Genomic DNA, 24,820 nt, shown 5'->3' with positions numbered 1-24,820 from the left:
AGATTAATTAATGTTAGAAATTTGGGGAAGAAAAAACGCTAATCAAGTCATTCAAGTTCTTTGGACTCTCTCAGAACTAGGAGTTGAATACAAAAGATCCTCAATTGGCACTAAATCTGGAGATCTTGAAACAGAAGAATATAAGTCTCTCAACCCGAACTCAAAAATACCAACCATTAGGGATAATGGTTTTGTCATGTGGGAATCTCATGCAATCATTCGATATCTAGCCAAGCAATATGGGCTTGGCAGTCTTTATCCTAAAGATCCTCAAAAAGCTGCCATTTCTGATCAGTGGATGACCTGGTCAACAGATAGCTTTATGGGTACTTTTTTTCCAGTCTTCTGGCAACTTGTAAGAACTGAAGAGAAAGATAGAGATTATAAAAAAATAGCTGAAATGGCAAAGCAGAGTTCAGATATTCTTAAGGTTCTTGATGATCACTTAATTAACAATCACTATGTTGCTGGAGATGCCTTTACTTTTGGAGATATTCCGCTCGGAGTTTTAATCCATAAGTACTTTGTGCTTGATATTGAAAGGCCTTCCTTACCTGGAGTTGAGGCTTGGTATAAAAGACTAACCAATCGCCTCCCTTTTCAAGAGCATGCAATGCAGCCCTTTGGCAATTCACCATCAGAATTCTTTGCACTTCAAAAAAAAGGCGAAGAGAATGATAAATAGGAACTATATATGTCAATATTTAACTCAAAAACTTCAACTCAAGATGCTGGAATTACTCCTGCTCTATTGGATAAGATAACAGATGCGTATAATCGAAATGATATAGATGCAGTCATGTCTTTCTTTGCAGAGGATGCTGTCTTTGACCATGCTGCAGGGCCAGATGTGAATGGTACTCGTTTTACTGGTCTTGATACAATAAGAGGTATTTTCCAGGGTCTTTTTGATAATGTTCAAAGTGTAAACTGGACGCCAATTGATACAAGGGTCTCTGGTGACAAGGCCTACTGCGAGTTTCATCGTGTTGCTAAACTAAAATCAGGCGAGGTCCAAGACTTTTTAAGTGTGGATATTCTTACTTTTAGAGAGGGTTTAATCATCCACAAAGATACTTTTTATAAGAACCGTACAAGCTAATTTTAAAGGCACTACTATGGAAAGAACAATACCAATTGATCCAACACTTGAAAAAGGATACAACGTAAGATTGCTAGTGGATGACTTTGATGCCCTCATTGAAAAGTGGTCTAACTGGAGTGAAGATTTTAGGGCTAATGTTGACTCCTCCCTTGACTGCCAATATGGTAATGGTGAAAAAGATAAACTCGATATTTTTAGAAGTGGGAAGCCAAATGCACCCTTATTTATCTTCGTTCATGGAGGCTACTGGCAAAGAGGAGATAAGTCAATCTACAGTTTTGTTGCTGATTCTTTTGTGAATTCTGGGATTGACGTTGCACTCATTGGGTATCAACTCTGTCCTGGCGCTAGTATGACAAATATTGTTGATAAAATTCGAGAAGCGATTGTATGGATCTGGAATAAAGCAGATGATTACTCAATTTCAAAACACAGAATTAACGTCTCTGGTCACTCAGCGGGTGGACATATTACCGGTATGGTTCTAACAACCAACTGGTCAACTATTTCATATAACCTTCCAAAAGATATCATTAAAACAGGTATTCCTATAAGTGGACTTTACCAACTTGATCCGATTAGAAAAACAACTATAGCAGATGCTCTTGGTCTTGATGACGAAGAGAGTCATGCTTTAAGTCCACATTTCTTTGAGCCGAAAACTGACGCCCCAATTCTAGTGACTTTAGGTGGAGGTGAAACTCCTGAATTTCATTGGCAAACTTACAATTTTGTTAAGAAATGGAAAGGCTATAATGCACCACTTGATTATTTTGCTGAACCAGAAGTTGACCACTTTGGAGTTGTAGAAAGACTCTCCAAAAAGGATTCAGAAATTTTTAACAAAGTTAAAGCATGGCTTAAATAATTGAAACTCTTTAAGTGAATTTACACCTTAAGAAGTTTTGCCATTGTTGAACCCATGTCTGAAGGGGTTGGTGAGACCATCACACCAGCATCTTCTAACATTTCAACCTTTTCAGCCGCACTCTCACCACTAGAGCTAACAATTGCTCCAGCATGACCCATAAGTCTTCCTGGTGGAGCAGTCAAACCAGCGATATAAGCTGCCATTGGTTTGGTCATATGTTTTTGAAAGTATTCTGCAGCTTCAGCTTCTTGTGGACCTCCAATCTCACCAATAATCAGTACCGCTTCAGTTTCATCATCCTGTTCAAAATGCTTTAAAATTTCAACAAACGAACTACCGTTTATTGGGTCACCACCAATACCTACACCAGTACTAATTCCAATACCCAGCTCCTTCATTTGGGAAGCGGCTTCATAACCTAAAGTGCCTGAGCGTCCAATGAGTCCAACGTTGCCTTGCTTATAAATATGACCTGGCATAATACCTAACATAGCTTTACCTGGACTAATGGTTCCAGCACAATTGGGACCAGTCAAAATCATGCGATCCTCTGGTTTAGCACGTGCAAAAAGATATCTCTTTACCCGAATCATGTCATGTGTTGGTATTCCATCAGTAATGCTGACACAATATTTAATGCCGCCTTCAGCAGCTTCCATAATTCCGTCAGCCGCATATGCAGGAGGCACAAAGATAATGCTGGCTTCAGCGCCTGTAGCTTCAACAGCATCTTTAACCGTGTTGAACACTGGCCTTCCTAGATGGGTTGTACCTCCCTTACCAGGAGTAACTCCAGCAACGACATTAGTACCATAATCAATCATCTCTTGAGCATGAAATGAACCCATGCGCCCCGTTAGACCTTGAACTAAAACTGGGGTCTTTTTATTAATAAATATACTCATAATAAGCCCTCATTTTCCAGTTGATTTTTTCCATTCAGCTACGACCGTGTGTGCTGCATCTGACAATGTTTCAGCAGTAATAACTTTTTTGCCACTATCTCTTAGTATTTTTTGTCCTTTTTCAACATTGGTACCTGACAAACGAACTACTAAAGGAATATCAATATCGCGTTTGTTTAATAGATCTACAATGCCCTGGGCAACCCAATCACAACGATTAATACCAGCAAAGATATTAACTAAAATAGCCTCAACATTCTCATCTGATAAAACAAGTTCTATAGATGTAGCAACCCTTTGGGCTGATGCACCGCCACCAATATCTAGAAAGTTTGCTGGCTCCCCGCCAGCATGTTGGATCATATCCATTGTTGCCATCGCAAGACCTGCGCCATTAATCAGACAACCAATATTGCCTTCCAATCCAATATAGTTTAGGTCATGCTCAGCGGCATTGATTTCTCGAATATCTTGCTGCGTTTTATCGTGAAATTCAAATATTTCTGGTCTTCGATAGAGTGCATTTGCATCAAATGACATCTTCGCATCAAGAGCAAGAACTTTATTTCCAGATGTCAACACTAAAGGGTTAATTTCCAATAAGTTGGCATCGGTATCTCGAAACGCGCGATAACACTTCATGACTGCCCGACTGGCAGAGCCGATTGCCTCATTAGGTAATCCCAGAGTAAAAACCAGTTGTCGCGCTTGGAATGGCTGCATTCCAACTGAAGGATCAATCCTAATTTTGTTAATTTTTTCTGGCATCTCCTCTGCAACTTGCTCAATGTCCATTCCACCTTCAGTAGAAACAACCAAAGTCACTTTTTGAGTTGCCCTATCCAAAACGATGCTAAAGTAGAGCTCTTTTATAATGTCGGTAGCCTCCTCAACATAGATACTTGAAACCATTTTGCCTTCAGGGCCTGTCTGATTTGTGACTAGGTTATTACCAAGAAACTGGTCACAAAACTGAGAAATTTCTTTAGGTGATTCACATAATTTAACTCCACCTGCCTTTCCGCGAGCGCCAGAATGCACCTGAGCCTTTACAATCCACTTGTCTCCACCTAATTCGTTAGCTTGGTAAATTGCTCCAGTTGCAGAGTGCGCTACACCGCCTCGTGGAACGGGAACCCCATATTGTGCCAATATTTTTTTGGCTTGATATTCATGAATGTTCATATTAACCTTTTAGTTTTGAATTAATTGCATTATCTGTATTTACAATATTCTCTGCCATCTTTGCTGAGGCAGCATCAATCATTCTTCCGTTGAGCTGTGCAGCGCCCCTGCCCTCTTTAGCTGCCTCATCAAGAGCTATAAGAATTTGTTTTGCATGAGATACTTCAGACTCTGGTGGGGTATAGACTTCATTCGCAAGATCAATCTGTGAAGGATGAATTGCCCATTTCCCTTCAAATCCAAGAGCTGCACCTCTTTTTGCAGCGTCAATATAAGATTCTGGATCATTAAAGTCTCCAAAGGGTCCGTCAATAGCTCTTATGCCATAGGCCCTGCAAGCGACTAGCATTTGCGAGAGGCCGGCATGCCATTGATCACCAGGATAATCCGGATTTAAACCCCCAATTACTGTTGTTCTTGCCCTGCAACTTGCCGCGTAATCTGCCACACCGAAGTGCATCGCTTCAAGCCTCTCCTCACGACCTTTTTGCGCAATATCCATCACATTAGCCATTCCTAGAGTCGTTTCAATTAATACTTCGATTCCAATTCTATTTTTTAAACCCTTAGAGGTCTCTATTTGATTCAGCATTGCAGACAACATATAAATATCTGATGCTGTTCCAGCCTTTGGAAGAAGGATAGTATCCAGTTTATCTCCTGCGTGCTCTACAACCTCAACAACGTCCCGGTACATGTAATGTGTGTCAATGCTATTAATTCGAACCGATATAGTCTTTCCGTTGCCATTCCAGTCTAGATCATTGATCGCCTCGATAATATTTTTACGAGCAGGCACTTTGTCGTCTGGAGCGACTGCATCCTCTAAATCTAAAAAAACATAGTCCGCAGAACTTTTAAGAGCCTTTTCAAACATTTTAGGATTTGATCCTGGAACAGCTAACTCACTTCGCTGCAATCTCTGTTTGACTGGCTCATAGATAATATGACTCATAAAACCCCTTTAAAGTAAATACTCCAGAACAATATATCAAGAATTTAATTGAGTAGATTTAGTAATTATCAAAAGCGATTTAAATCAAATCAACTGACCAGTCAATTATGATTGTATTTATCTTTGGGTGGCGTCCCGTAGGAGATTCGAACTACCTGTTTCCAGGATGAAATCCTGGCGTCCTGGGCCACTAGACGAACGGGACAAGAGATATTTTAGAGGGCTCTGCTTTGGTTAAGTAAGTTAAATTTAACTTACTTAATCAAAAAAAATGGCATCCGGTAGGGGAATCGAACCCCTCTTGCCAGGATGAAAACCTGGAGTCCTAACCGATAGACGAACCGGACAAAATCATTATTGCTATGGTGGAGCTAGGCGGGATCGAACCGCCGACCTCAACACTGCCAGTGTTGCGCTCTCCCAGCTGAGCTATAGCCCCAAAAAACTGGGTTGTTAGCAAAAACGTAAATTATAATCTGTATCTCATTTCAGTCAAGTCAAAATTGGTAAAATATTAATTATGGAAAAAATATATAACAGCAACAATTACACGATAGAAGTGCTTTATCATATCGGCGCTTATGAAAACTCAATTCATTTTATTTTTGATGAAGAAACCAAAACATGTGCCATTGTCGATCCTGCATGGGAGCCTGATTTATTTTTAAAAAAAATAGAGGATAAAGGATACACACTAACGGATATCTGGATTACTCATTGGCATGGCGACCATACCAATGCGGTGGACGACCTGGCAAACAAGACAGGAGCAAAAATTACCGCTGGTATTAATGAAATCCCTTATCTAAACATTGAAAACCCTATTCATACTGTTGCCGATAGAGATATGATTAAGCTTGGCAACATTGAAGTTAAGATAATTGAAACACCTGGCCACACAGCTGGCGGAGTTTGTTATCTTCTTGATGAGCACCTCATAGCTGGAGACACTTTGTTTGTCTACGGAGTGGGTATCTGTAGTTTAGCTGGATCAGACCCAGTCACTTTATATCACTCACTCAAGAAACTCATTGCCCAGGTTCCTGATCACATTCACTTGCTGTGTGGGCACAATTATGGCTCTGAGATTACAACCACGATTGCTGAACAGAAAAGAGCTAACCCCTTTTTGTTAATTCAGGATGAGGATACATTCGTTCGTTACAGGATGCATGTCCATGACTCTACTCGAACTTATCCGATGTCGCCAATGACACTAGATGAGGTAAACGCTTTGTTATGATAGGGATTTATGGTGGCTCCTTCGACCCCGTTCATCTAGGTCATCTCATAACTGCAGAATCAATTAAAAAAGAACTTAATTTTGAGCGCTTGTTCCTTTTGCCATGTTGTGTACCTGTTCATAAAAACTCGCTGCACTATTCTTCTAAGCAAAGGTTAGATATGCTGAGCCTTGCAATCAAAGAGTTTCCTGCACTGGAAATCGACACAAGAGAAATTGATCGAGGTGGAAGCTCCTATATGATAGAAACCCTAGCTGAGATAGTAAAAGAATTTAAGGACAATACAATTTGCCTTATCATTGGAATGGATAGCTTTGTAACCTTTAAAACATGGAAAAAGTGGGATAAATTTGCAAAGCTCGTTCATTTAATTATCCTACCCAGAAATACGAATGAACATCCTCAAAAAAGCCTTGATACTTTTGATATTGCTCTTGATAAGAATCATTTGAATAATAAAACAAGTGGGCTTGTATATTTTTCAAATTCTGAGCTGATCGATATTTCGTCAAGTGATATTAGAGGTAAAATTGCCTCCAACCAAAATCTCGATGGTTTGACCCCCTCTTCAATTATTAACATTCTTCAATCAATATGAAACTTACTGAACAGATCAGGGTTGTTGAAAACATCATTGAGGAATTAAAGGGGGAAGACATCACAACAATTAATGTGATGCAGCAGAGCGACGACATGGAAGCCATTGTTATTGCAACTGGACGCTCCATTCAACATGTCAGAGGAATAGCTAATAATGTAAGTATTGAAGCAAAGAGACTCAATATGCCAGTTCTAGGAACTGAGGGTGCTGAATCCAGTGAATGGGTTTTGGTTGATCTGGGCGAAGTCATTGTCCATGTTATGACAGAAAAATCACGAGAATTCTACAAGTTAGAGAGGTTGTGGTCCATCGAGGAAGATGAAGATTAACCTAATTGCTGTTGGCAAAAAAATGCCTGACTGGATAGTCGATGGTATTGAGCATTACAAAAAGCAACTTCCTAAAAACTATAACTTTGAAATCACTTCAATTGAACCTCAAGGCAGAAAAACAAAAAACCCTGAAATGACAAAAAGTCTAGAAGAAAAATTAATTTTAGATGCCGCCTCTAACTCAAATCTCTTAATTGCATTTGACGAGCTGGGAAAACAGCAAACCAGCAAAGAGTTGTCCAAATCAATTGAAAACTGGCAGTTGAACTCTGATAGTGTTGCCTTGATTGTAGGTGGTGCAGATGGGCTCTCAAATAAAGTGAAGCAGAAATGTCATTTAACCTGGGGGCTATCTAAGCTTACATTCACTCACTCAATGGCTCGAATGCTCATAGTGGAACAAATCTATAGAGCATACACCCTACTCAGTAATCACCCTTATCATAGAAGTTAGATAGCTTTAAAGAATTGAATTGACGTTTTCAGGAGGCCTTCCGATAGCAACCCCTTTTTCTGTTCGAACGATAGGTCTCTCGATTAATATAGGGAACTCTAACATTGATTTTATAAGATGGTCTTCACTTAGTGACTTATCCGATAGACCGAGCTCTTTAAATTTAGCCTCTCCTTTACGAAGAAGATCTCTAGCTCCAATATTAAGGTCATTTATTAATGACTTAAGTTCTGATTCACTAGGCGGGCTAACAAGATAATTAACAACCTCAAAGTCCACATCATTTTGTTCTAAAATAGCAACAGTTGCTCTTGATTTTGAGCAGCGGGCATTGTGATAAATCTTAGCACTCATAGTAATTATTCATGAAAAAATATCTTATTATACTCCTCCTGATTGCTCCTTTTCATACAAGCCAAGCGCTAAGTTTTGGTGAAGTAATGGACTCTGTGAAGAAGCTAATGCCCTGGTATGAATCTGTCTCAGAGCTTACCTTTGAACTGAGAGATACCAAAGGAAACATCTTTACTGAAAAAAATACGAAGGGTAAGTATTTAGTCATTAATTTCTGGGCTTCGTGGTGTACCCCTTGTTTGAAAGAGATACCAGCATTTGTAGAATTCTATAAAGAAAACTCTGAGCATGTTGAAATTCTGGGTTTGGATTTTGAGCCCGTTAATATTGAAGTAATTAATGAATTCGTTGAGCGTTTTTCTATCAACTATCCAATCATTCTATATAGTCATATTAATGACACTGAGTTCAATAAATTTGGAGAGATTATCGGCATGCCTACAACCATAATTTACAGTCCTAAAGGTGAACTATTGCAAACCTTTATGGGAGAGATCACAGTGGAAGACCTTAATAAATATATCTCACCACTTAATTAGATTACTGCAGTATGATTTCACCGCCAATAGCAGATGGACTCAATGAAAAGCAGCGTCAATCCGTGACCTTGTCCGAAGACATCAATGCTTTAATTCTTGCCGGGGCAGGCAGCGGAAAGACACGTGTTTTGACTCATAGGATTCAATACCTTGTATCTGAAAAGAATCACCATACTGATGATATTCTTGCAGTTACCTTTACCAATAAGGCTGCAAATGAAATGAAAGAGAGGCTGACTGAACTTTTATATCAGCCAATAGGTAGAATGTGGGTTGGAACTTTTCATTCTCTTGCGCATCGACTCATAAGAACTCATGCAATTGAGGCAAATCTATCACCCACCTTTCAAATTCTTGATGCTCAGGATCAGTACAGGATTATTAAGCGTTTGATGAAGGAAAATGCAATAGATGAAAGTAAGTTTCCTATCAGAAAAATACAATGGTTTATCAATCAGCAAAAAGACGAGGGGATCAAGCCGCAAGATATTGATGTGGGATATAATTTTTTTGTCAAACAAAGCGCTAAAGTATTTGATCTTTATGAAAGGCACTGCCAAGCAAATGATTTGGTCGATTTTGCAGGCCTTTTAGTGAAGAGTTATGAGTTACTCAAAGATAATCAAAAATTATTAGAACATTATCAAAATAAATTTAAACATATTCTGGTTGATGAGTTCCAAGATACCAATCGAATTCAATACCAATTTATCAAAATCCTTCATAATGATAGCAATCATATCTTCTGTGTGGGTGATGATGACCAGTCTATCTATGGCTGGAGAGGGGCTAGAATTGAAAACATTCAAAAAATAGAGAATGACTTTAAACCCATAGAAGTCATCAAACTTGAACAAAACTATCGATCCACAGGGAACATTTTAAGTGCCTCAAATGCACTGATTGCTAATAATCAAAATCGACTTGAAAAGTCGCTCTGGACAGAGTCTGGTGATGGTGATTTGATTAATGTTTTCAATGCTAGAACTGAAACAGAAGAGTCTCAATATGTCGTTAGTGAAATTGAAAATCAGTTTAATCAAGGCAGAAATCTAAATGAGTGCGCCATACTTTACAGATCTAATGCTCAGTCAAGGGTTTTTGAGGAAGCCCTAATCAAAAGAAACATCAATTACAGAATTTATGGTGGGTTACGTTTTTTTGAAAGAGCTGAAATTAAAGATGCAATGGGCTACGTTCGACTTATTGAAAATACTTCTGACAATATCGCTTTTGAGAGGATTGTTAATTTCCCGACTCGCGGAATTGGCTTATCAACAATTGAAAAAATAAGGTCACATTCAGTTGAAAACCATACAGATTTATTTCAATCCTCTATATCAATTAAAAACTCTCTTCCCTCGAGAGCATCCAATGCACTAACGAACTTTATTCACTTGATTGAGTCCATGAGAGACGGCGTCAATAATCTTGATCTAAGCGAGAAAGTTGACAGTATTCTGATTCAGTCAGGGCTCATGAATCATTACTTAAATGATAAAACAGATAAAGCTGGCAGTAAAAAAGAAAATCTAGAAGAACTAGTCACCGCTGCCAAGCAGTATATTCATGAAGAAGAGAGTGAAATGAGTGAAACTGAAGGATTCATTGCGCTTGCAACGCTTGATTCCAGCGGTGACTCTAAACCAAGCAATGATGAGTGCGTTCAACTCATGACCGTTCACTCTGCAAAGGGGTTAGAGTTTCCGGTAGTTTTCTTAGTAGGACTAGAGGAAGATTTATTCCCTTCAAGGCAGAGCAAGGATGAGCCTCACTTACTAGATGAAGAAAGAAGGCTCTGTTATGTTGGAATGACAAGAGCAATGTCTTCACTAACTCTTTCTTATGCCAGTAGACGCTTCATTCATGGACAATCTTTCTACTCGATAAACTCAAGATTTTTGGATGAAATCCCCAGGAACTTTTTAAACTATATTAAAAATCCCAATAGTGATAGTTTAATAACATCATTTGAAGATGTTAAGAATCCTCCCCAAAAAATGGTATCAAGCTCTACAGATTCCAAATACGCTATTGGCCAGCTTGTCAGTCATGCTAAATTTGGAATAGGAACCATACTCAACTATGAGGGGAGTGGGGACTCAATGCGACTTCAAATAAAGTTTCAGAAAGTAGGCACGAAGTGGCTCATTAGCTCCTATGCTAAGCTAGAAATTGTTTAGCCTTGAGACCAAGGCATACCATCATTTCTCCAGCCATTTAGGTTTCCACGATGGTCGTTCTCATCCAAGTCTCCCTCAAAACCACTAGCTACATGAGATACACACGTAAAACCTTTACTTTGTAGACACTTTAATGCCTCATTAGACCTGAATCCACTCCTACAAATAAGAATAAGTTCTGTATCCATGGCGTCACTTCGATCGCTCAGTGCATCAATTACAGAGTTATAAAAAGCATCTGGGTCAGACTCTAAATCTGGCTCATCAAACCAAGGAATAAGAATTGAGTTATCCGGAAACCCTACGTACTTATGTTCGGCTCTCGTCCTGACATCAATCAAAACAGCCTCTGGATTCTCATTCATTCTCTCAACTGCCATTTTTGGCAGGAGGTTTCTCTTATAACTCATATTGCTTCCTATAAAGTTTTCTATATTAATGATACTCTAAGCTCATTTTTTTCTAATGAAAAGTGCAATTGACTCCACATGAGCAGTCTGAGGAAACATATCCATCACACCTGCACTCTCTAAAGAGAATCCTAAATCAATTAGCTTTGCTGTATCTCTTGCCAAGGTGGCTGGGTTGCATGACACATAGACTAGCCTCTCAACTTTGAGCTTAGGTAAGAGCTCAACAATTTCAATCGCGCCTGTTCTTGCTGGATCAATCAATGCTTTATTATATTTTTTTCCTCTGAACCATTCAAATCCTGAAACATCTTCAAAGAGGTCAGCCTTGTAAAATGATGCATTAGCAATATCGTTTGCTTTAGCGTTTTCTTTTGCTCTCTCGACAAGCCCCTTATCCCCTTCTATACCTACAACACTATTCACATACCTTGAGATTGGGAGTGTAAAGTTACCCAGGCCACAGAACAGATCAATCACATCGTCACTTTCGTTTAATTGGAGCAGATCTAGTGCAAGATCAATCATTTTTTTATTTAGCTCAAAGTTGACCTGAGTGAAATCATTAGGAAGAAATGTCATCTCAATAGAGTGATTTGGTATTGTATAAGTCAGCAGAGCTGAATCATTTAAAGGCTTAATTGTTTCTAAACCTCCACTCTGAAGGTACCAAGTTATGGATAATTTTTGCGCGTACTGATCTAGAACCTTCTCATCATTATCATTTAGAGGCTGAAGGTGTCTTAATATCAGAATTGTATCTTGTTCAGCAATCGCCACTTCAATCTGCGGGACATGCTCTTTAATGCTTAAGGATTGAATGCATTCTGATAGGACTTCTAGATGATCGCCCAGAGAGGGGTGTAAAACTTCACATCGACTCATAACAGTTACAAATGAAGATTTTCGTTCTCTGAAGCCAACTAAAACTTTCTCTTTTTTTGCAACATAACGAACCCCTAAACGAGCCTTTCTGCGATAGCCCCAGCTTTCAACTTGAATTGGCTCTAACCACTCTTTCGGCTGTACTTTTGCCTGACCAAGAAAGGCGCTTTGAAGCCAATCATTTTTTGCATTGATTTGATTATGACTCGACAGGTGTTGAAATGAGCATCCACCACATATCCCATATACTGAGCACTTTGGTTCAATTCTATCCTTTGAGGAATCAATAACTTCTACAACATCAGCCTCCTCGTATTTTGCGCGAGATAGGGTCCTTGAAGCAACAACCTTTTCACCAGGCAGCGCTCCTCTAGTAAATATGACTTTATTATCGATATGAGAGATGCCCCTTCCTTCGTGCGAAAGAGATTCAATCTCAATTTCATAAATCTTGGCTTTAAATTTTCTTCTTCTAGACATCTAAAAGTTCCACCCAATGCTTGACTGGAATAGAGCTTCCTTTTTGAAGATGCAGCAAGCATCCAATATTACTGGTAACTATCATGTTAGGTTCTGAAGCATTTAAATGTTTAATCTTGTTGGTTCTGAGTTGGTTTGATATTTTAGTCTCAAAAATTGAGTATGTACCTGCAGAGCCGCAACAAATATGTGAATCTTTGACTGGTTTTTTAGTATATCCGAATTGGGAGAGTATTGACTCAACTAAGCCGCCCAATTGTTGTCCATGTTGCATCGTACATGGCTCATGATAAGTAACGTTTAATTCTGTTAAATGAAGCCCACTTAAATCTTTAGATGAAAGAAATTCTGCAATATCTTCAGTTTTTGAGGACACAAACAGTGCCTTTTGAAAATATGGATCAGAACTTTTAAAAAGCCTAGGGTAATCTTTAATCATCACACCACATCCACTTGCGCTGGAAATGATTGAATCCACACCTGACTCAAGTTGGTGTGTCCATCGATCAATATTTTGTTTTACTTTTTTCATGGCATCACTTGATGCTGCAAGGTGTTGGTCAAGTGCACCGCAACATTGCCCCTGTGATGATTCTAGTACCTCGATATTCAGCTTAGCTAATATATTCTTGATGCTATGATTGATGTTTGGAGCAAGTGAAGGCTGAACGCAACCTGAAATTAAAAGAACTTTAGAGTTTATTTTTTTAGGTTTTAACAGTTTAGAGGTAATCTTTGAGTGGCGGTAAAAATAACCCAATGGTTTAAAAATTATCGGGGTTAAAAGAGTTTTTCTAACTATAAATCGGTAAAGCGCTTGAAACTTTCCTCTCTTAGATTCCATAAGATCTCGACCTATTTCAAGAAGCTGGCCATACTCTACACCTGACGGACAAGTCGTTTCACATGAACGACACGTCAAGCATCGATCCATATGACTTAATGATTTCAGGCTGAATTGGTTTTGCTCTAAAGCAGACTTAATTAAATAAATCCTGCCTCTTGGAGAGTCTAGCTCATCACCCAATAGCTGATAGGTTGGACAGGTTGCTAAGCAGAAACCGCAATGCACACAAGACTCAATAATTTGAGTCGCTTTGTCTCTTGTTTGCTCTGATATATTGATATTTTTAATATCTGCATACATTAAACAAACACTCCATAAGGGTCAAATACATCTTTCAGTCTCTGTTCTATTTCTTCTCTAAGAGGTGAGTCATTAATTTTCTTTGGCTGATTAATTCTTCTTTCATGAGCCAATTTCTCAGGAAAAACTTTAAAACTGATTTGTGTTATAACTGCAAGCTTACCCATCGATCCCACTAAAAGCCTCGAGACATCATAACCAGCAACATTTTTCATAACTTGGCCACCAAAATTTAATAAATCTCCTTTTCCATTGATTATCTGAACCCCCAAAACGCTATCTGACAAATCTGAGCCTGCAGTAGCATAGAGAGATCCAATTGTTTTCTCCTCATCTTTTATAAAGAAAGGCAGCGCTTGATTTTTTTTTCTTAAAGTCTGACTTATGTCTTTAATTAATGTTCCTGCTTTAACTGTTATAACTAATTCTTCTGGAAAGTACTCAACAACACCAGAGTATGATTTCATATTTAATAATTCATCGCTAGACTCGTCAATAGAGTTTGATATTCTTAGCTGACTTGCATTTCTAACTTTTTTTTGAAGTTCTCCGATAGTCTTCATAATTAGAATCGCTCTAATTCTGGATGTGGAAGAATTCCGTGATGAACATGCATATTTCCTAATTCAGCGCACCGATGAAGCGAGGGCACTGCCTTACCTGGATTTAAAAGCGTCTGCGGATCAAATGCAGCTTTTATTTGATGAAAAACATCAAGTTCTGCATCACTATACTGGAAACACATTGCATCTAATTTCTCAACACCAACGCCATGCTCTCCAGTGATGCTTCCTCCCACTTCAATGCAGAGCTTAAGAATTTCATTTCCAAACTCCTCAGCCTTTTCTAATTCTCCTGGAACTCCTGCATCATATAGAATCAACGGGTGGAGGTTACCGTCTCCTGCATGAAAGACATTAGCTACTCTGAGGTTAAATCGCTTTGACATGGCATTGATTTTTTCTAACACATCGGCTAGATACCTTTTAGGTATTGTTCCATCCATACAATAATAGTCGGGTGATATTCTCCCAACTGCAGGAAAAGCTGATTTTCTACCCTTCCATAACAGGAGCCTCTCATCTTCCGACTCTGAGACTCTTAATGAGCTTGCCTTTGAAAGCAGACTGACAACAGTATCAACGTCAGGAATCACAGACTCTTCAGAGCCATCTAACTCACAAAGTAGTAAAGCTTTTGAACCTAAAGGATATCCTGGCTGTGCAAACTCCTCTGACGCCTGAATAGCGAACTCATCCATCATTTCTAATCCCGCTGGAATAATGCCATTCTTAATAATTTCAGCTACACCATTTGCACAATCTCTTACACTGTCAAAGCCAGCCATAATCAGTTTAGCAACCTCTGGTTTTTTAGTCAGCTTTACCGTTATTTCAGTAATGATTCCAAGCAGACCCTCTGAGCCAGTCATCAAAGCTAAGAGACCCAATCCCTCGTCATCCCTCGAAAAAACTAACTCATCTCCATCTATGGTCAATATTTTTATCGATTCAATGTTTTGGATAGTTAACCCATACTTAAGACAATGAACCCCTCCTGCATTTTCAGCAACATTACCGCCAATCGTGCAAGCAATTTGGGATGACGGATCTGGCGCATAATAGAGGTCGTACTCTTCAGCAGCTTCGCTGATAGCTAAATTTCTAACACCAGGCTCAACAACAGCTGTCAACTCTTCTGGGTTAATAGATATCACTTTGGTTAACTTAGATAACCCTAAAACAACACTATCCTTGATTGGCATTGCGCCGCCTGACAGGCCAGTTCCAGCCCCTCTTGTAACGATAGGAGTTTTATTTTTTCGACAAATCTCCAACACCTTTTTGACCTGACCTACCTCATTAGGCAAAACGACTGCCATTGGCTTTTGTTTATAAACACTCAACCCATCACACTCAAAAGGGCGAGTATTTTCTTCACCAATAAGGACTATATTTTTTGGGAGTGATTTTTTTAACTGAGAAATTGTTGACACGTTGAGCCTTCAATTGTTATGGATATTTCTATCATAGATAAATAAATCTTAATTATCTAAAATTAAATTCAAGCGGTTATGAATTTAATTATTAATAATATTTTTTATATCTAAGATAATTATAAAAAAATTATATCTTGTTTTAATTCGCTTTGAAATATTGTCGTCACTAACAGCAAGAATAAAAAATTAACTACTAAATATAAAAATGAAATCATTCATACCGCCTAAAAGATTACTGATGGGTCCTGGACCCTCAGACGTTCACACAAGAATTTTAAATGCGATGGCTCGTCAAACGATAGGTCATCTTGATCCTGCATTTATTGACATGATGGATGAAACGAAGCAGATGCTGAAGTATGCATTCATCACTGAAAATGAGCTTACAATGCCTATTTCAGCACCTGGGTCTGCTGGTATGGAGGCCTGTTTTGCTAACCTTGTTGAGCCTGGTGATAAAGTGATTGTATGCATCAATGGTGTTTTTGGAACACGCATGAAGGAAAATGTCACTCGCGTTGGAGGTGAAGCAGTCATCATAAATGATGAATGGGGAAAGCCGGTTGATTTTCAAAAAGTTGAACAGGCTTTAATCTATAATCCAGATGCTAAAATTGTTGCTTTTGTTCATGCAGAAACCTCAACTGGGGCTATATCAGATGCAAAAAGTATCTGTAAATTAGCTCAACAACATAGCTGTCTTACCATTGTGGATGCGGTAACATCTCTGGCTGGCTCTGAACTAAGGGTTGATGACTGGGGCATTGATGCGATTTATTCCGGCTCACAAAAATGCTTGTCAGCAATGCCAGGGCTATCACCTGTAAGCTTTAGTGACAAAGCTATAAATAAATTTACACATCGCAAAACACCTGTCACTAGCTGGTTTTTAGATCTAAACTTAGTCATGGGTTATTGGGGTAAGGGTGCAAAGCGAGCCTATCATCACACTGCACCAGTCAACACACTGTATGGCCTCCATGAATCCCTGGTCATGCTTACTGAAGAGGGGTTAGAAAACTCTTGGTCACGTCACAAAGAAAATCACCTACTCCTAAAGGCTGGGCTCAGTGAGCTTGGGATTAGTTACTTGGTGGATGAGTCAAGTAGACTGCCTCAGCTCAACAGCGTATACATTCCAGAGGGCAGTGATGACGCCCAAGTTCGCTCTTCATTAATTAACGACTTTAATATAGAGATAGGGGCTGGACTTGGAGACCTAGCAGGAAAGATTTGGAGAATAGGTTTGATGGGGCACACATCAAGAAAAGAAAATGTAGAGCTCTGCTTGAAGGCCCTTAAAGAGGTTTTATAAAAACTTTACTAAGTTTTTATTTTCGCTAGCAATTCTTCATCTGTCTCGACTCTGTCTGGGTCTGGAAGGCAACAATCTACTGGGCAAACCTCGACACATTGAGGGGTATCAAAATGACCAACGCACTCTGTACAGAGGTCGCCGTCAATTTCATAAATTTCTTCGCCCATATAAATAGCTTCATTCGGGCATTCAGGAACACAAACATCGCAGTTAATGCATTCATCTGTAATAAGCAAAGACATAAAAAATCCCTCAATTAAATTATTTAAATCCCACAGCTTTGAAAGTTGTGGATATTCATTTATTAGGGGTATATTTTAACGTAACAGCTCTAAAATATTGATGATTTTGGGTATCATTAATCATTTTATTTCTATGGTTATTATGCGTAAACTTCTAGCTATCTTTTCAATTCTCATTTCAACTCTTTCTTTTGCAAGTCTTGATGATGGCATCTTTGCTCATCTTCAAACAAACAAGGGAGAAATTACAGTTGAACTTGCCTATAAAAAAGCACCTCTTACCGTTACAAACTTTATTGCACTTGCTGAGGGGACAAAGCAGAGTATAAAAGATCTTGGCACTCCCTATTATGACGGGCTAACTTTTCATAGAGTCATTGATGAGTTTATGATTCAGGGTGGTGACCCAAAGGGTAACGGGACGGGTGGACCTGGATATATGTTCGCAGATGAATTTAGTGATCTTATTCATGACAGACCTGGAGTACTATCGATGGCTAATTCTGGCCCTAATACCAACGGCTCACAATTCTTCATTACACATGTACCTACGCCCTGGCTTGATGGAAAGCACAGCGTATTTGGGAGCGTAGTTGAGGGCATGGATGTTGTTAATGCTATTGAACAGGGTGACGTTTTAGAAACGGTAAGAATTGAGCGCATTGGTGAAGAAGCAAATAAATTTGTAGCTAACGAAGATTCTTTTAATTCCTTAATTGAAAAAGCCAATGAAGCTATTATTGCTCAACAGAATCTTCGCCAAAAAGATTTTGAATCCTATGTAGCCTCGAATTTTCCAGATGCTGTAAAAGACGATTTAGGCTACTTCACAACTATCACTTCAGAGGGCAGTGGGGATTTCGCAAGTGTTGGTCAAGTGGTGACAGTGGATATTGCTCTTAGTGCAAATACTGGTGAGATTATGCGCCCTCCAGGAAGCCCCATTCCTTTTCCTTTGGGAACGGGTGAGATTATCAGCATCATAGAGACAAATGTTCAAAAGATGACGATTGGAGAGAAGCGAACTGCAATTGCGACTTATGAATCAGTCTTTGGGAATGCTCCTAGTGGAAACATTCCTCAAGATGCCTTCTTAATCTTTGATTTAATACTCATTTCTGCTGAGGATAACTAGGCATGTTTCTTGAGCTTTTAAGCTTTCTCTCTTCACTAGATACTGGATTCAATGTTCTAAGTTATCTGACTGTTAGGGCGGTCTTTGCGATGATGACAGCTCTTCTGATTACCTTGCTTTTAGGTAAATGGATTATTGGTAAGCTTCAAGAGTATCAAATTGGACAGGTCATTCGTGATGATGGCCCTGAAACGCATCTTGAAAAGAAAGGGACTCCGACGATGGGTGGCGTCCTTATTTTCTTTGCTTTTTTTATTAGTGTTTTAATTTGGGGTGACTGGCAAAACCCATTCCTTTGGATAGTCATTGTTACTGCGCTTTTGTTTAGTTCAATAGGCTTTATTGATGACTACTTAAAGATCAAAAAACAGAACTCTGATGGACTAAGCCGAAGACAAAAACTCTCAGCACAAACAATTAGCACCCTTTTGATCTGTTTTTGGCTTCTCAGTTTAAATTCAAAAACCATTGGCGCTGAACTCTTAATTCCTTTCTTTAAAGATCTAATCATTCCCCTTAATGCAATAGGTTTTTTAATTATTGGCTGGTTTGCAATTGTTGGTGGCTCAAACTCTGTTAACTTGACAGATGGTTTAGATGGCTTGGCCATTATGCCCGTTATTATTATTAGTGGCGCCCTTGGGGTCTTTGCCTATATTGGTGGTAACTATAATTTTTCTGGCTATCTCAACATGCCATTCATGCCTGGAACAGGAGAGGCATTTGTTTTATGTGCGGCTCTTATAGGGGCAGGCTTTGGTTTCTTATGGTTTAACACCTACCCAGCTGAAATTTTTATGGGTGATACTGGATCTTTAGCGCTGGGGGCAGTACTGGCTGTCATTGCCATTATTGTCCATCAAGAAATTTTATTAATCCTTATGGGTGGAATATTTGTAGCAGAAACTTTGTCAGTGATCATTCAAATAGCATACTATAAGAGAACGCAAAAGAGGTTCTTTAAGATGGCACCAATTCATCACCACTTTGAAAAAAAAGGTCTCAAAGAGCCCAAGATTATTGTGCGCTTTTGGATTGTAACGCTAATTCTTGTTCTAATTAGCCTGGCAAGCATCAAGATTAGATAACTCACCAAAGCTTTGAACTGTAAAATATCGTCCCATGAGTATTAAATCAGACAAATGGATTAAAAAAATGTCTCAAGAAAGTGAGATGATCACTCCATTCGAGCCACAACAAATTCGTAAGTCAGAGAATCAGAAGATTATCTCTTACGGAACCTCAAGCTATGGCTATGACGTTAGGTGCTCAACTGAATTTAAAATTTTTACCAATATAAATCACAATATTGTAGATCCTAAAAATTTCGATGAACAAAGCTTTGTCGAGGTCAATGCTAACGAGTGCATAATTCCGCCTAACTCTTTTGCACTAGCAAGCACAGTTGAGTACTTTAAGATTCCGCGATCAACGCTTGTCATTTGTCTTGGAAAATCAACCTATGCAAGATGTGGAATCATTGTGAATGTTACTCCGCTTGAGCCTGAGTGGGAGGGGCATGTCACTCTTGAATTTTCAAATACAACCCCCCTTCCAGCAAAGATTTATGCGAATGAAGGCGTAGCCCAAATGCTCTTTTTTGAGTCTGACGAGATGTGCGAAACCTCCTATAAAGATAGAAATGGAAAATACCAAGGCCAAACTGGTGTAACTCTACCTAAGGCCTAGTTATCATGTCTGAAATTTCTAAGCGTCGCACTTTTGCGATTATTTCTCATCCAGATGCAGGCAAGACGACCGTCACAGAAAAACTCTTGCTATATGGCGGTGCTATCAAAACTGCTGGTAGCGTTAAAGCCAGAAAGGCTGATACTCATGCCACGAGTGACTGGATGGAAATGGAAAAAGAGAGAGGAATTTCAGTGACCTCATCTGTCATGCAGTTTCCGTATGATAATCATGTCATTAACCTATTAGATACTCCAGGACATGAAGACTTTTCTGAGGACACATACCGAACACTAACAGCTGTTGACTCAGCACTAATGGTTATCGATGTTGCCAAAGGCGTTGAGCAGAGAACTATTAAGCTCATGGAGGTTTGTAGGCTAAGAGATACGCCTATTTTGACATTTATTAACAAGCTGGATCGTGAGGGTAAGGAGCCCATTGAACTCCTTGATGAGGTGGAGTCTGTCTTAAACATTGAATGCTCACCAATAACTTGGCCAATTGGAATGGGCAAGGGCTTTAAAGGTGTTTATCATCTTCTTGAGGACAAGGTTTATCTTTTTGAAAGTGGAAAAAATGCGAGTATCGGTGACAATACTATAATTGATGGAATCAACAATACTCAGCTAGATGAAGCTCTTGGAGAAAACTTGGCTAACGAGGCTCGTGATGAAATTGAGCTCATTGCAGGAACAACAAATCCTTTCAGTTTAGATGAATTTCTGGAAGGTAAACAGACTCCAGTTTTTTTTGGCTCAGCAATTAATAATTTTGGCATTGAAAACCTGCTTGATGGATTTATTCAATATGCTCCTACTCCTCAGGGACGAGAGAGTGATTCTAGAATGGTTATGCCGGATGAAAACAAACTATCAGGCTTCGTATTTAAAATTCAGGCTAATATGGATCCAAAACACCATGACCGCTTAGCCTTTATGCGAATAGTGAGCGGGGAGTATCAAAAAGGAATGAAAGTCCTTCAAGTTTCAACTGGCAAACAAATCAAGATTGCTAACGCTGTTACCTTTATGTCAAGAGAAAGAAGCTCAACTGATCTAGCTCATGCTGGTGATGTTATTGGGATTCACAATCATGGTGGAATTGGTATAGGTGACACCTTTACTCAAGGTGAGAAAATCAATTTTCAGGGAATACCAAACTTTGCTCCAGAGCTATTCAGAAGGGCTCAGCTTAAAGACCCTTTGAAAGCTAAAGCACTTCAAAAAGGATTAGATCAGCTTTCAGAGGAGGGAGCGACTCAAGTTTTCAGACCCACTTCAAACAGCTCTCAAATTTTAGGAGCTGTCGGCATATTACAATTCGATGTTGTTGCACATAGACTCAAGTATGAGTACGGTGTTGATTGTCAGTTCGAAACAATCAACGTTGCAACTGCAAGATGGGTAAGCGGCTCAGACAAAGACATTGAGCAATTAAAGATCAAAGCTGGTAATAATATTGCCATTGATAGCGCCGGCATGCTGACTTATCTAGCGCCAAGCATGGTTAATCTTCAACTCACCTTAGAGCGGCATCCAGATTTAACGTTCAGCGCAACAAGGGAGCATTAATTGTCAACAGCCTCTAGTGGCTGAACAACCTCAGCTATATCTTTCTTGTTTAGGTAGCCGATATCTGATCCGTTGGAATCCTGCACAATGCAGCAGTCTGCATTCTGCCTTAACATCTCACACAACACTGAATCGACTGAATCCATTTCATTAACTTTAATATTGGTAGAACCTTTTGCTGGCTTCTGATCAGTCATCACTGAATTTGCATGAAGAACATGTGAGCGATTCACCTTTTTAACAAAGTCTCTAACGTAGTCATCAGCAGGCGTCATTAGAATCTCCTGAGACGTACCATGCTGAACGAGCTCACCACCATTAAGAATCGCAATTCTGTCTCCAATCTTAAGGGCCTCATCAAGATCATGAGTAATGAAAATAATCGTCTTGTGAAGCTCCTCTTGAAGCTCTAAAAGCAAATCTTGCATATCACTTCGAATTAATGGATCCAGAGCACTAAACGCCTCATCCATCATCAGAATCTCTGTATCACAGGTCAGCGCTCTAGCAAGACCAACACGCTGCTGCATACCACCTGATAATTGCGAGGGGTAACGATCTTCATAACCAGTTAATCCAACTCGATCAATCCACCTCTTTGCTCTGCTAGTAGCCTCATCTGCCTTTATCCCTTGCAAATGAACACCAAGACAAACATTCTCCATAATCGTTTTGTGAGGGAGTAATGCAAAGCTTTGAAATACCATTGCAGTTTTCTGTTGTCTAAACTGCCTTAACTTTTCCATAGGCATCTGAATAACATCCTCTCCACCAATCATTATTGATCCAGCAGTTGGTTCTATGAGTCTATTAATATGACGAATCAGTGTTGACTTTCCAGATCCAGAAAGCCCCATGATCACTTCAATGTTCTTGTTGGCTAACTCAAGATTAATATTACTTAAGCCAAGAACATGCTTGTGCTCCTTGAGGAGATCATCTTTACCCATTCCATTATCCACGTGCTTTAGGACAGACTCGGCCTTGGGACCAAAAATTTTAGTCAGGTTAGAAATTTTAACTTTAATGTCCTGAGTCATAGTACGTCTCCTGAACGGTGTTTCTGTATTCTGGTACCAAATGCCTGTGAAACTCTATCAAAAATGACAGCAAGAGCAACAATTGCTAAGCCATTAAGCATTCCCATTGATAGGAATTGGTTTTGAACAGCTTGTAATACCGGCAAACCTAAGCCTGCCACGCCAATCATTGACGCAATTACAACCATGGCTAAGGCCATCATAATGGTTTGGTTGATACCAGCAAAAATATTAGGAAGTGCTAGTGGCATTTGAACCATAAATAGTCTCTGCCTATAAGTCGCTCCAAATGCATCAGCCGCCTCCATGGCCTCTTTATCAACTAAACGAATACCTAAATTCGTTAGCCTTACAATTGGCGGCATTGCGTAGATACATACTGCAATAAGCCCTGGAACCTTTCCAATTCCAAGCATCATAACTACCGGAATCAAATATACGAAAGATGGGATGGTCTGCATAATGTCTAAAACAGGCGTAATCCAGGATTGCGCTCGATCGGATCGAGACATCCAAATTCCGAGCGGTATACCTAGCGCTAGGCAGAGCAATGTTGCCGCTGAAATCATCGTTACGGTAGAGACCATTGGCTCCCACATATCTAGGAAACCAATCACAAAGAATGCTGCCATAACACCAATTGAGACTTTAATGCTTCTGGAACCTAGCCATGCAAGAGCGCCAGCCACAGCCAAAAAGATAGGCCAAGGAGTTGACAGAAGTAGCTTTTCAATGACAATCAAAAAAGTTAAGAGGGGGTCAAAGAATGACTCGATATTGTTTCCAAACTCTCTTGTGAAGTCTTTAAACGCAGCATCAACGCAGTTTCTGGAGCTCATCATCACATCGCCTGGTATGGAAATGACGTTATTCACAAATATGCTGAAATCGGAGGTATTTACAGAGTCAACAACTCTTGAATTTAATGATGCAAAATATTCAGTTTGAGAGGAAGGATCAACAGATCTGATTGCACTCATATTACTTTCAATATTGCTTGATAAGCCCGATATATTAGCTGCCAAAGCCTCAGGGTCGGTAGATCTTATTGCAATGTATTGTCTGTCAAGTCGCTCTACTGTTTTATCAAAATTTGAGACGGCCCTGACCTTAATATCTCCGTAGTTTCCTGCATCATAGCGTCCAGCAAGTTCAATCACTTTTGCACTGAGCTCATTGGCTTTATTAGTAAGAGGAATAAGAACATTTTCAATGGTTGAAACATCGGTTCTTATCGCAGCTTCTTTGACTGCTCTTACGAGAGCCTCAGGGTTATCAACCAAAGGCATTAATTCTTCAGAGACAATCTCGTAACTATTAGCCATTTGTTCAACTCTTGCATGCGTAGAGATACTAACAGTATCAAGGTTGTAAACCATATCACGAGCACCCGGATAATTCTTGTAGATTGAGGCAGATGCATTCACTTGCTCTCTAATCTCAGAGAGCCTCTCAAGGTGTGACTGAACTGAGGAGTTTGAGTTAAGATAGTCAATATTTGCTCTCAAAGAATTGATGCCGTCATTAAGCAAAGCAATCTGAGAACCCATTTCATTCATAAATGCGTCGCTATACTGCTCCGCCTTATCTGCATAATTACTTGAAAGTTTCTGAACATTTTCAGTTAAAGTAGAAGCTTCAGAACTATTACTTACATATCGAGTATTTTCTTCTATCTCTTGAAACAGAGATTCTATTTGAGGAAATAGAGCAACTACTCCATCTGGGGACGATGTCAAATCAACCTGATTATTTAATTCTGCAATGGAACTTTCATAACTATCAATCAATGAACTTTCATTAGAGTTATATAAACCAGAAAGCTCTTGTGTTTTTGACTCAAGCGTTTGAGATAAGACTTGAACCTTTTCAAGAAGCTCTGCCGAGCTATTCACTTCAGTTAGTGGGTTTGAATCATTAGTTAGCTCTTTTAAGGTTTTTGTTTTTACTTCAGCCCTTTCAGCAAGCTTAGAAAAACTATCCGATATCTTTACTAACTCAGAATAATCAGTTGCAGCTTGTGCTTGAGCATTGAGATCATCCGCCCTCTTGGTCATCGCCTGTATAAAATTCAGATCCTTATTGAGTATCCTTAGATCTGCAATTTCAGAAGCAGGGGGTATACATTCAATAATGCTTTGTTGAGGTAGAGGCCTAACTGCTGCCATAATGA

26 protein-coding genes and 3 tRNA genes are annotated in these 24,820 nt (G+C 39.3%); 14 read left to right on the top strand and 15 right to left on the bottom strand.

The window, feature by feature from the left end:
* The first annotated feature begins 10 nt into the window (after nucleotides 1–10).
* The 3 genes from ACMAZA_RS02565 to ACMAZA_RS02555 are packed head-to-tail and all read left to right on the top strand — an operon-like array spanning nucleotide 11 to nucleotide 1,973.
* Nucleotides 11–685 (top strand): glutathione S-transferase family protein, encoded by a 675-nt coding sequence (locus ACMAZA_RS02565; protein ID WP_435189757.1) that lies wholly within the window; start codon nucleotides 11–13, stop codon nucleotides 683–685.
* Nucleotides 686–694: 9 nt separating this feature from the next.
* Entirely contained in the window at nucleotides 695–1,102 is a 408-nt protein-coding gene (locus tag ACMAZA_RS02560) for a nuclear transport factor 2 family protein (protein ID WP_435189755.1), read from the top strand.
* 16 nt (nucleotides 1,103–1,118) lie between these two features.
* Nucleotides 1,119–1,973, top strand: a complete 855-nt coding sequence (locus ACMAZA_RS02555) for an alpha/beta hydrolase (RefSeq protein WP_435189753.1) — start codon at nucleotides 1,119–1,121, stop codon at nucleotides 1,971–1,973.
* A 20-nt stretch (nucleotides 1,974–1,993) separates the two neighbouring features.
* Here ACMAZA_RS02555 and sucD read toward each other — a convergent pair whose 3' ends face one another.
* From sucD to ACMAZA_RS02525, 6 genes are all read right to left on the bottom strand, one after another.
* A complete protein-coding gene (gene sucD / locus ACMAZA_RS02550) occupies nucleotides 1,994–2,881 on the bottom strand; it encodes a succinate--CoA ligase subunit alpha (RefSeq protein WP_435189751.1) in 888 nt (295 codons plus the stop codon).
* Between the two features lie 9 nt (nucleotides 2,882–2,890).
* Complete coding sequence (locus ACMAZA_RS02545; protein ID WP_435189749.1) at nucleotides 2,891–4,066, bottom strand: malate--CoA ligase subunit beta; 1,176 nt, start codon at nucleotides 4,064–4,066, stop codon at nucleotides 2,891–2,893.
* Between the two features lies 1 nt (nucleotide 4,067).
* Nucleotides 4,068–5,021, bottom strand: a complete 954-nt coding sequence (locus ACMAZA_RS02540) for an HpcH/HpaI aldolase/citrate lyase family protein (protein ID WP_435189747.1) — start codon at nucleotides 5,019–5,021, stop codon at nucleotides 4,068–4,070.
* Nucleotides 5,022–5,149: 128 nt separating this feature from the next.
* A tRNA-Glu gene (locus ACMAZA_RS02535) sits at nucleotides 5,150–5,226 on the bottom strand.
* A gap of 67 nt (nucleotides 5,227–5,293) precedes the next feature.
* Nucleotides 5,294–5,368 (bottom strand) — tRNA-Glu (locus ACMAZA_RS02530).
* A 16-nt stretch (nucleotides 5,369–5,384) separates the two neighbouring features.
* Nucleotides 5,385–5,460 (bottom strand) — tRNA-Ala (locus ACMAZA_RS02525).
* Nucleotides 5,461–5,541: 81 nt separating this feature from the next.
* Between ACMAZA_RS02525 and ACMAZA_RS02520 the strand changes: the two genes are divergently transcribed.
* Genes ACMAZA_RS02520 through rlmH form a run of 4 tightly spaced genes read left to right on the top strand, consistent with a single transcriptional unit; the run spans nucleotide 5,542 to nucleotide 7,652 of the window.
* The gene (locus ACMAZA_RS02520) at nucleotides 5,542–6,264 is read left to right on the top strand and encodes an MBL fold metallo-hydrolase (RefSeq protein ID WP_435189745.1); all 723 of its coding nucleotides are present in this window, start codon (nucleotides 5,542–5,544) and stop codon (nucleotides 6,262–6,264) included.
* Nucleotides 6,261–6,863 (top strand): nicotinate (nicotinamide) nucleotide adenylyltransferase, encoded by a 603-nt coding sequence (gene nadD / locus ACMAZA_RS02515; protein WP_435189743.1) that lies wholly within the window; start codon nucleotides 6,261–6,263, stop codon nucleotides 6,861–6,863. Before ACMAZA_RS02520 ends, nadD begins: the two co-directional genes overlap by 4 nt.
* Entirely contained in the window at nucleotides 6,860–7,195 is a 336-nt protein-coding gene (rsfS, locus tag ACMAZA_RS02510) for a ribosome silencing factor (protein ID WP_435189741.1), read from the top strand. Before nadD ends, rsfS begins: the two co-directional genes overlap by 4 nt.
* On the top strand, nucleotides 7,185–7,652 hold the full coding sequence (rlmH, locus tag ACMAZA_RS02505; protein ID WP_435189739.1) for a 23S rRNA (pseudouridine(1915)-N(3))-methyltransferase RlmH: 468 nt from the start codon (nucleotides 7,185–7,187) through the stop codon (nucleotides 7,650–7,652). Before rsfS ends, rlmH begins: the two co-directional genes overlap by 11 nt.
* A 6-nt stretch (nucleotides 7,653–7,658) precedes the next feature.
* Here rlmH and arsC read toward each other — a convergent pair whose 3' ends face one another.
* A complete protein-coding gene (gene arsC / locus ACMAZA_RS02500) occupies nucleotides 7,659–8,006 on the bottom strand; it encodes an arsenate reductase (glutaredoxin) (RefSeq protein ID WP_435189737.1) in 348 nt (115 codons plus the stop codon).
* An 11-nt stretch (nucleotides 8,007–8,017) separates the two neighbouring features.
* Here arsC and ACMAZA_RS02495 point away from each other — a divergent pair, with 11 nt between their 5' ends.
* A complete protein-coding gene (locus tag ACMAZA_RS02495; protein WP_435189735.1) occupies nucleotides 8,018–8,545 on the top strand; it encodes a TlpA family protein disulfide reductase in 528 nt (175 codons plus the stop codon).
* Nucleotides 8,546–8,556: 11 nt separating this feature from the next.
* Complete coding sequence (gene uvrD, locus ACMAZA_RS02490; RefSeq protein WP_435189733.1) at nucleotides 8,557–10,728, top strand: DNA helicase II; 2,172 nt, start codon at nucleotides 8,557–8,559, stop codon at nucleotides 10,726–10,728.
* On the opposite strand, the gene ACMAZA_RS02485 is transcribed toward uvrD, so the two are convergent.
* Genes ACMAZA_RS02485 through ACMAZA_RS02465 form a run of 5 tightly spaced genes read right to left on the bottom strand, consistent with a single transcriptional unit; the run spans nucleotide 10,725 to nucleotide 15,646 of the window.
* On the bottom strand, nucleotides 10,725–11,138 hold the full coding sequence (locus ACMAZA_RS02485; protein ID WP_435189731.1) for a rhodanese-like domain-containing protein: 414 nt from the start codon (nucleotides 11,136–11,138) through the stop codon (nucleotides 10,725–10,727). The two genes, uvrD and ACMAZA_RS02485, sit on opposite strands and share 4 nt — an antisense overlap.
* A 42-nt stretch (nucleotides 11,139–11,180) precedes the next feature.
* Complete coding sequence (rlmD, locus tag ACMAZA_RS02480) at nucleotides 11,181–12,503, bottom strand: 23S rRNA (uracil(1939)-C(5))-methyltransferase RlmD (RefSeq protein ID WP_435189729.1); 1,323 nt, start codon at nucleotides 12,501–12,503, stop codon at nucleotides 11,181–11,183.
* Nucleotides 12,496–13,650: a glycolate oxidase subunit GlcF gene (glcF, locus tag ACMAZA_RS02475; RefSeq protein WP_435189727.1), complete on the bottom strand. Its 1,155-nt coding sequence runs from the start codon at nucleotides 13,648–13,650 to the stop codon at nucleotides 12,496–12,498. Before glcF ends, rlmD begins: the two co-directional genes overlap by 8 nt.
* A complete protein-coding gene (locus tag ACMAZA_RS02470; protein WP_435189726.1) occupies nucleotides 13,650–14,213 on the bottom strand; it encodes an FAD-binding protein in 564 nt (187 codons plus the stop codon). The genes glcF and ACMAZA_RS02470 overlap by 1 nt, the downstream gene beginning before the upstream one ends.
* Nucleotides 14,214–14,215: 2 nt before the next feature.
* Nucleotides 14,216–15,646 (bottom strand): FAD-linked oxidase C-terminal domain-containing protein, encoded by a 1,431-nt coding sequence (locus tag ACMAZA_RS02465; RefSeq protein ID WP_435189724.1) that lies wholly within the window; start codon nucleotides 15,644–15,646, stop codon nucleotides 14,216–14,218.
* 208 nt (nucleotides 15,647–15,854) lie between these two features.
* Between ACMAZA_RS02465 and ACMAZA_RS02460 the strand changes: the two genes are divergently transcribed.
* Nucleotides 15,855–16,964: a pyridoxal-phosphate-dependent aminotransferase family protein gene (locus tag ACMAZA_RS02460; RefSeq protein ID WP_435189722.1), complete on the top strand. Its 1,110-nt coding sequence runs from the start codon at nucleotides 15,855–15,857 to the stop codon at nucleotides 16,962–16,964.
* Nucleotides 16,965–16,972: 8 nt separating this feature from the next.
* Here the strand turns inward: ACMAZA_RS02460 and ACMAZA_RS02455 are convergent, their stop codons facing one another.
* The gene (locus ACMAZA_RS02455; protein ID WP_435189720.1) at nucleotides 16,973–17,209 is read right to left on the bottom strand and encodes a YfhL family 4Fe-4S dicluster ferredoxin; all 237 of its coding nucleotides are present in this window, start codon (nucleotides 17,207–17,209) and stop codon (nucleotides 16,973–16,975) included.
* A gap of 142 nt (nucleotides 17,210–17,351) precedes the next feature.
* On the opposite strand from ACMAZA_RS02455, the gene ACMAZA_RS02450 reads away from it, so the two are divergent.
* The 4 genes from ACMAZA_RS02450 to ACMAZA_RS02435 are packed head-to-tail and all read left to right on the top strand — an operon-like array spanning nucleotide 17,352 to nucleotide 21,607.
* Entirely contained in the window at nucleotides 17,352–18,344 is a 993-nt protein-coding gene (locus ACMAZA_RS02450) for a peptidylprolyl isomerase (RefSeq protein WP_435189718.1), read from the top strand.
* A gap of 2 nt (nucleotides 18,345–18,346) precedes the next feature.
* A complete protein-coding gene (gene mraY / locus ACMAZA_RS02445) occupies nucleotides 18,347–19,432 on the top strand; it encodes a phospho-N-acetylmuramoyl-pentapeptide-transferase (RefSeq protein WP_435189716.1) in 1,086 nt (361 codons plus the stop codon).
* Between the two features lie 34 nt (nucleotides 19,433–19,466).
* Nucleotides 19,467–20,033: a dCTP deaminase gene (gene dcd / locus ACMAZA_RS02440; RefSeq protein ID WP_435189715.1), complete on the top strand. Its 567-nt coding sequence runs from the start codon at nucleotides 19,467–19,469 to the stop codon at nucleotides 20,031–20,033.
* A 5-nt stretch (nucleotides 20,034–20,038) separates the two neighbouring features.
* On the top strand, nucleotides 20,039–21,607 hold the full coding sequence (locus tag ACMAZA_RS02435) for a peptide chain release factor 3 (protein ID WP_435189713.1): 1,569 nt from the start codon (nucleotides 20,039–20,041) through the stop codon (nucleotides 21,605–21,607).
* Here ACMAZA_RS02435 and ACMAZA_RS02430 read toward each other — a convergent pair.
* Both ACMAZA_RS02430 and ACMAZA_RS02425 read right to left on the bottom strand, forming a co-directional pair.
* Nucleotides 21,604–22,647 (bottom strand): quaternary amine ABC transporter ATP-binding protein, encoded by a 1,044-nt coding sequence (locus ACMAZA_RS02430; RefSeq protein ID WP_435189712.1) that lies wholly within the window; start codon nucleotides 22,645–22,647, stop codon nucleotides 21,604–21,606. The two genes, ACMAZA_RS02435 and ACMAZA_RS02430, sit on opposite strands and share 4 nt — an antisense overlap.
* On the bottom strand, nucleotides 22,644–24,815 hold the full coding sequence (locus ACMAZA_RS02425) for an ABC transporter permease subunit (protein WP_435189710.1): 2,172 nt from the start codon (nucleotides 24,813–24,815) through the stop codon (nucleotides 22,644–22,646). Before ACMAZA_RS02425 ends, ACMAZA_RS02430 begins: the two co-directional genes overlap by 4 nt.
* Nucleotides 24,816–24,820: the final 5 nt, after the last annotated feature.

This window comes from Pseudothioglobus sp. nBUS_23 (assembly GCF_051201565.1).
Lineage (GTDB): Bacteria > Pseudomonadota > Gammaproteobacteria > PS1 > Pseudothioglobaceae > Pseudothioglobus.
The sequence above is the reverse complement of the archived record's forward strand: the minus strand, read 5'-3'. Positions and strand labels throughout refer to the sequence as shown.

What these genes read in the sequence shown, in the direction of transcription:
- uvrD (WP_435189733.1), top strand. Translation starts at nt 8,557, where the DNA reads ATGATTTCACCGCCAATAGCAGATGGACTCAATGAAAAGCAGCGTCAA.
- ACMAZA_RS02495 (WP_435189735.1), top strand. Translation starts at nt 8,018, where the DNA reads ATGAAAAAATATCTTATTATACTCCTCCTGATTGCTCCTTTTCATACA.
- rlmH (WP_435189739.1), top strand. Translation starts at nt 7,185, where the DNA reads ATGAAGATTAACCTAATTGCTGTTGGCAAAAAAATGCCTGACTGGATA.
- ACMAZA_RS02470 (WP_435189726.1), bottom strand. Translation starts at nt 14,213, where the DNA reads ATGAAGACTATCGGAGAACTTCAAAAAAAAGTTAGAAATGCAAGTCAG.
- ACMAZA_RS02450 (WP_435189718.1), top strand. Translation starts at nt 17,352, where the DNA reads ATGCGTAAACTTCTAGCTATCTTTTCAATTCTCATTTCAACTCTTTCT.
- ACMAZA_RS02430 (WP_435189712.1), bottom strand. Translation starts at nt 22,647, where the DNA reads ATGACTCAGGACATTAAAGTTAAAATTTCTAACCTGACTAAAATTTTT.
- ACMAZA_RS02520 (WP_435189745.1), top strand. Translation starts at nt 5,542, where the DNA reads ATGGAAAAAATATATAACAGCAACAATTACACGATAGAAGTGCTTTAT.
- ACMAZA_RS02555 (WP_435189753.1), top strand. Translation starts at nt 1,119, where the DNA reads ATGGAAAGAACAATACCAATTGATCCAACACTTGAAAAAGGATACAAC.
- arsC (WP_435189737.1), bottom strand. Translation starts at nt 8,006, where the DNA reads ATGAGTGCTAAGATTTATCACAATGCCCGCTGCTCAAAATCAAGAGCA.
- ACMAZA_RS02540 (WP_435189747.1), bottom strand. Translation starts at nt 5,021, where the DNA reads ATGAGTCATATTATCTATGAGCCAGTCAAACAGAGATTGCAGCGAAGT.
- nadD (WP_435189743.1), top strand. Translation starts at nt 6,261, where the DNA reads ATGATAGGGATTTATGGTGGCTCCTTCGACCCCGTTCATCTAGGTCAT.
- ACMAZA_RS02460 (WP_435189722.1), top strand. Translation starts at nt 15,855, where the DNA reads ATGAAATCATTCATACCGCCTAAAAGATTACTGATGGGTCCTGGACCC.
- glcF (WP_435189727.1), bottom strand. Translation starts at nt 13,650, where the DNA reads ATGTATGCAGATATTAAAAATATCAATATATCAGAGCAAACAAGAGAC.
- rsfS (WP_435189741.1), top strand. Translation starts at nt 6,860, where the DNA reads ATGAAACTTACTGAACAGATCAGGGTTGTTGAAAACATCATTGAGGAA.
- ACMAZA_RS02455 (WP_435189720.1), bottom strand. Translation starts at nt 17,209, where the DNA reads ATGTCTTTGCTTATTACAGATGAATGCATTAACTGCGATGTTTGTGTT.
- ACMAZA_RS02560 (WP_435189755.1), top strand. Translation starts at nt 695, where the DNA reads ATGTCAATATTTAACTCAAAAACTTCAACTCAAGATGCTGGAATTACT.
- sucD (WP_435189751.1), bottom strand. Translation starts at nt 2,881, where the DNA reads ATGAGTATATTTATTAATAAAAAGACCCCAGTTTTAGTTCAAGGTCTA.
- mraY (WP_435189716.1), top strand. Translation starts at nt 18,347, where the DNA reads ATGTTTCTTGAGCTTTTAAGCTTTCTCTCTTCACTAGATACTGGATTC.
- ACMAZA_RS02545 (WP_435189749.1), bottom strand. Translation starts at nt 4,066, where the DNA reads ATGAACATTCATGAATATCAAGCCAAAAAAATATTGGCACAATATGGG.
- rlmD (WP_435189729.1), bottom strand. Translation starts at nt 12,503, where the DNA reads ATGTCTAGAAGAAGAAAATTTAAAGCCAAGATTTATGAAATTGAGATT.
- ACMAZA_RS02565 (WP_435189757.1), top strand. Translation starts at nt 11, where the DNA reads ATGTTAGAAATTTGGGGAAGAAAAAACGCTAATCAAGTCATTCAAGTT.
- ACMAZA_RS02425 (WP_435189710.1), bottom strand. Translation starts at nt 24,815, where the DNA reads ATGGCAGCAGTTAGGCCTCTACCTCAACAAAGCATTATTGAATGTATA.
- dcd (WP_435189715.1), top strand. Translation starts at nt 19,467, where the DNA reads ATGAGTATTAAATCAGACAAATGGATTAAAAAAATGTCTCAAGAAAGT.
- ACMAZA_RS02485 (WP_435189731.1), bottom strand. Translation starts at nt 11,138, where the DNA reads ATGAGTTATAAGAGAAACCTCCTGCCAAAAATGGCAGTTGAGAGAATG.
- ACMAZA_RS02435 (WP_435189713.1), top strand. Translation starts at nt 20,039, where the DNA reads ATGTCTGAAATTTCTAAGCGTCGCACTTTTGCGATTATTTCTCATCCA.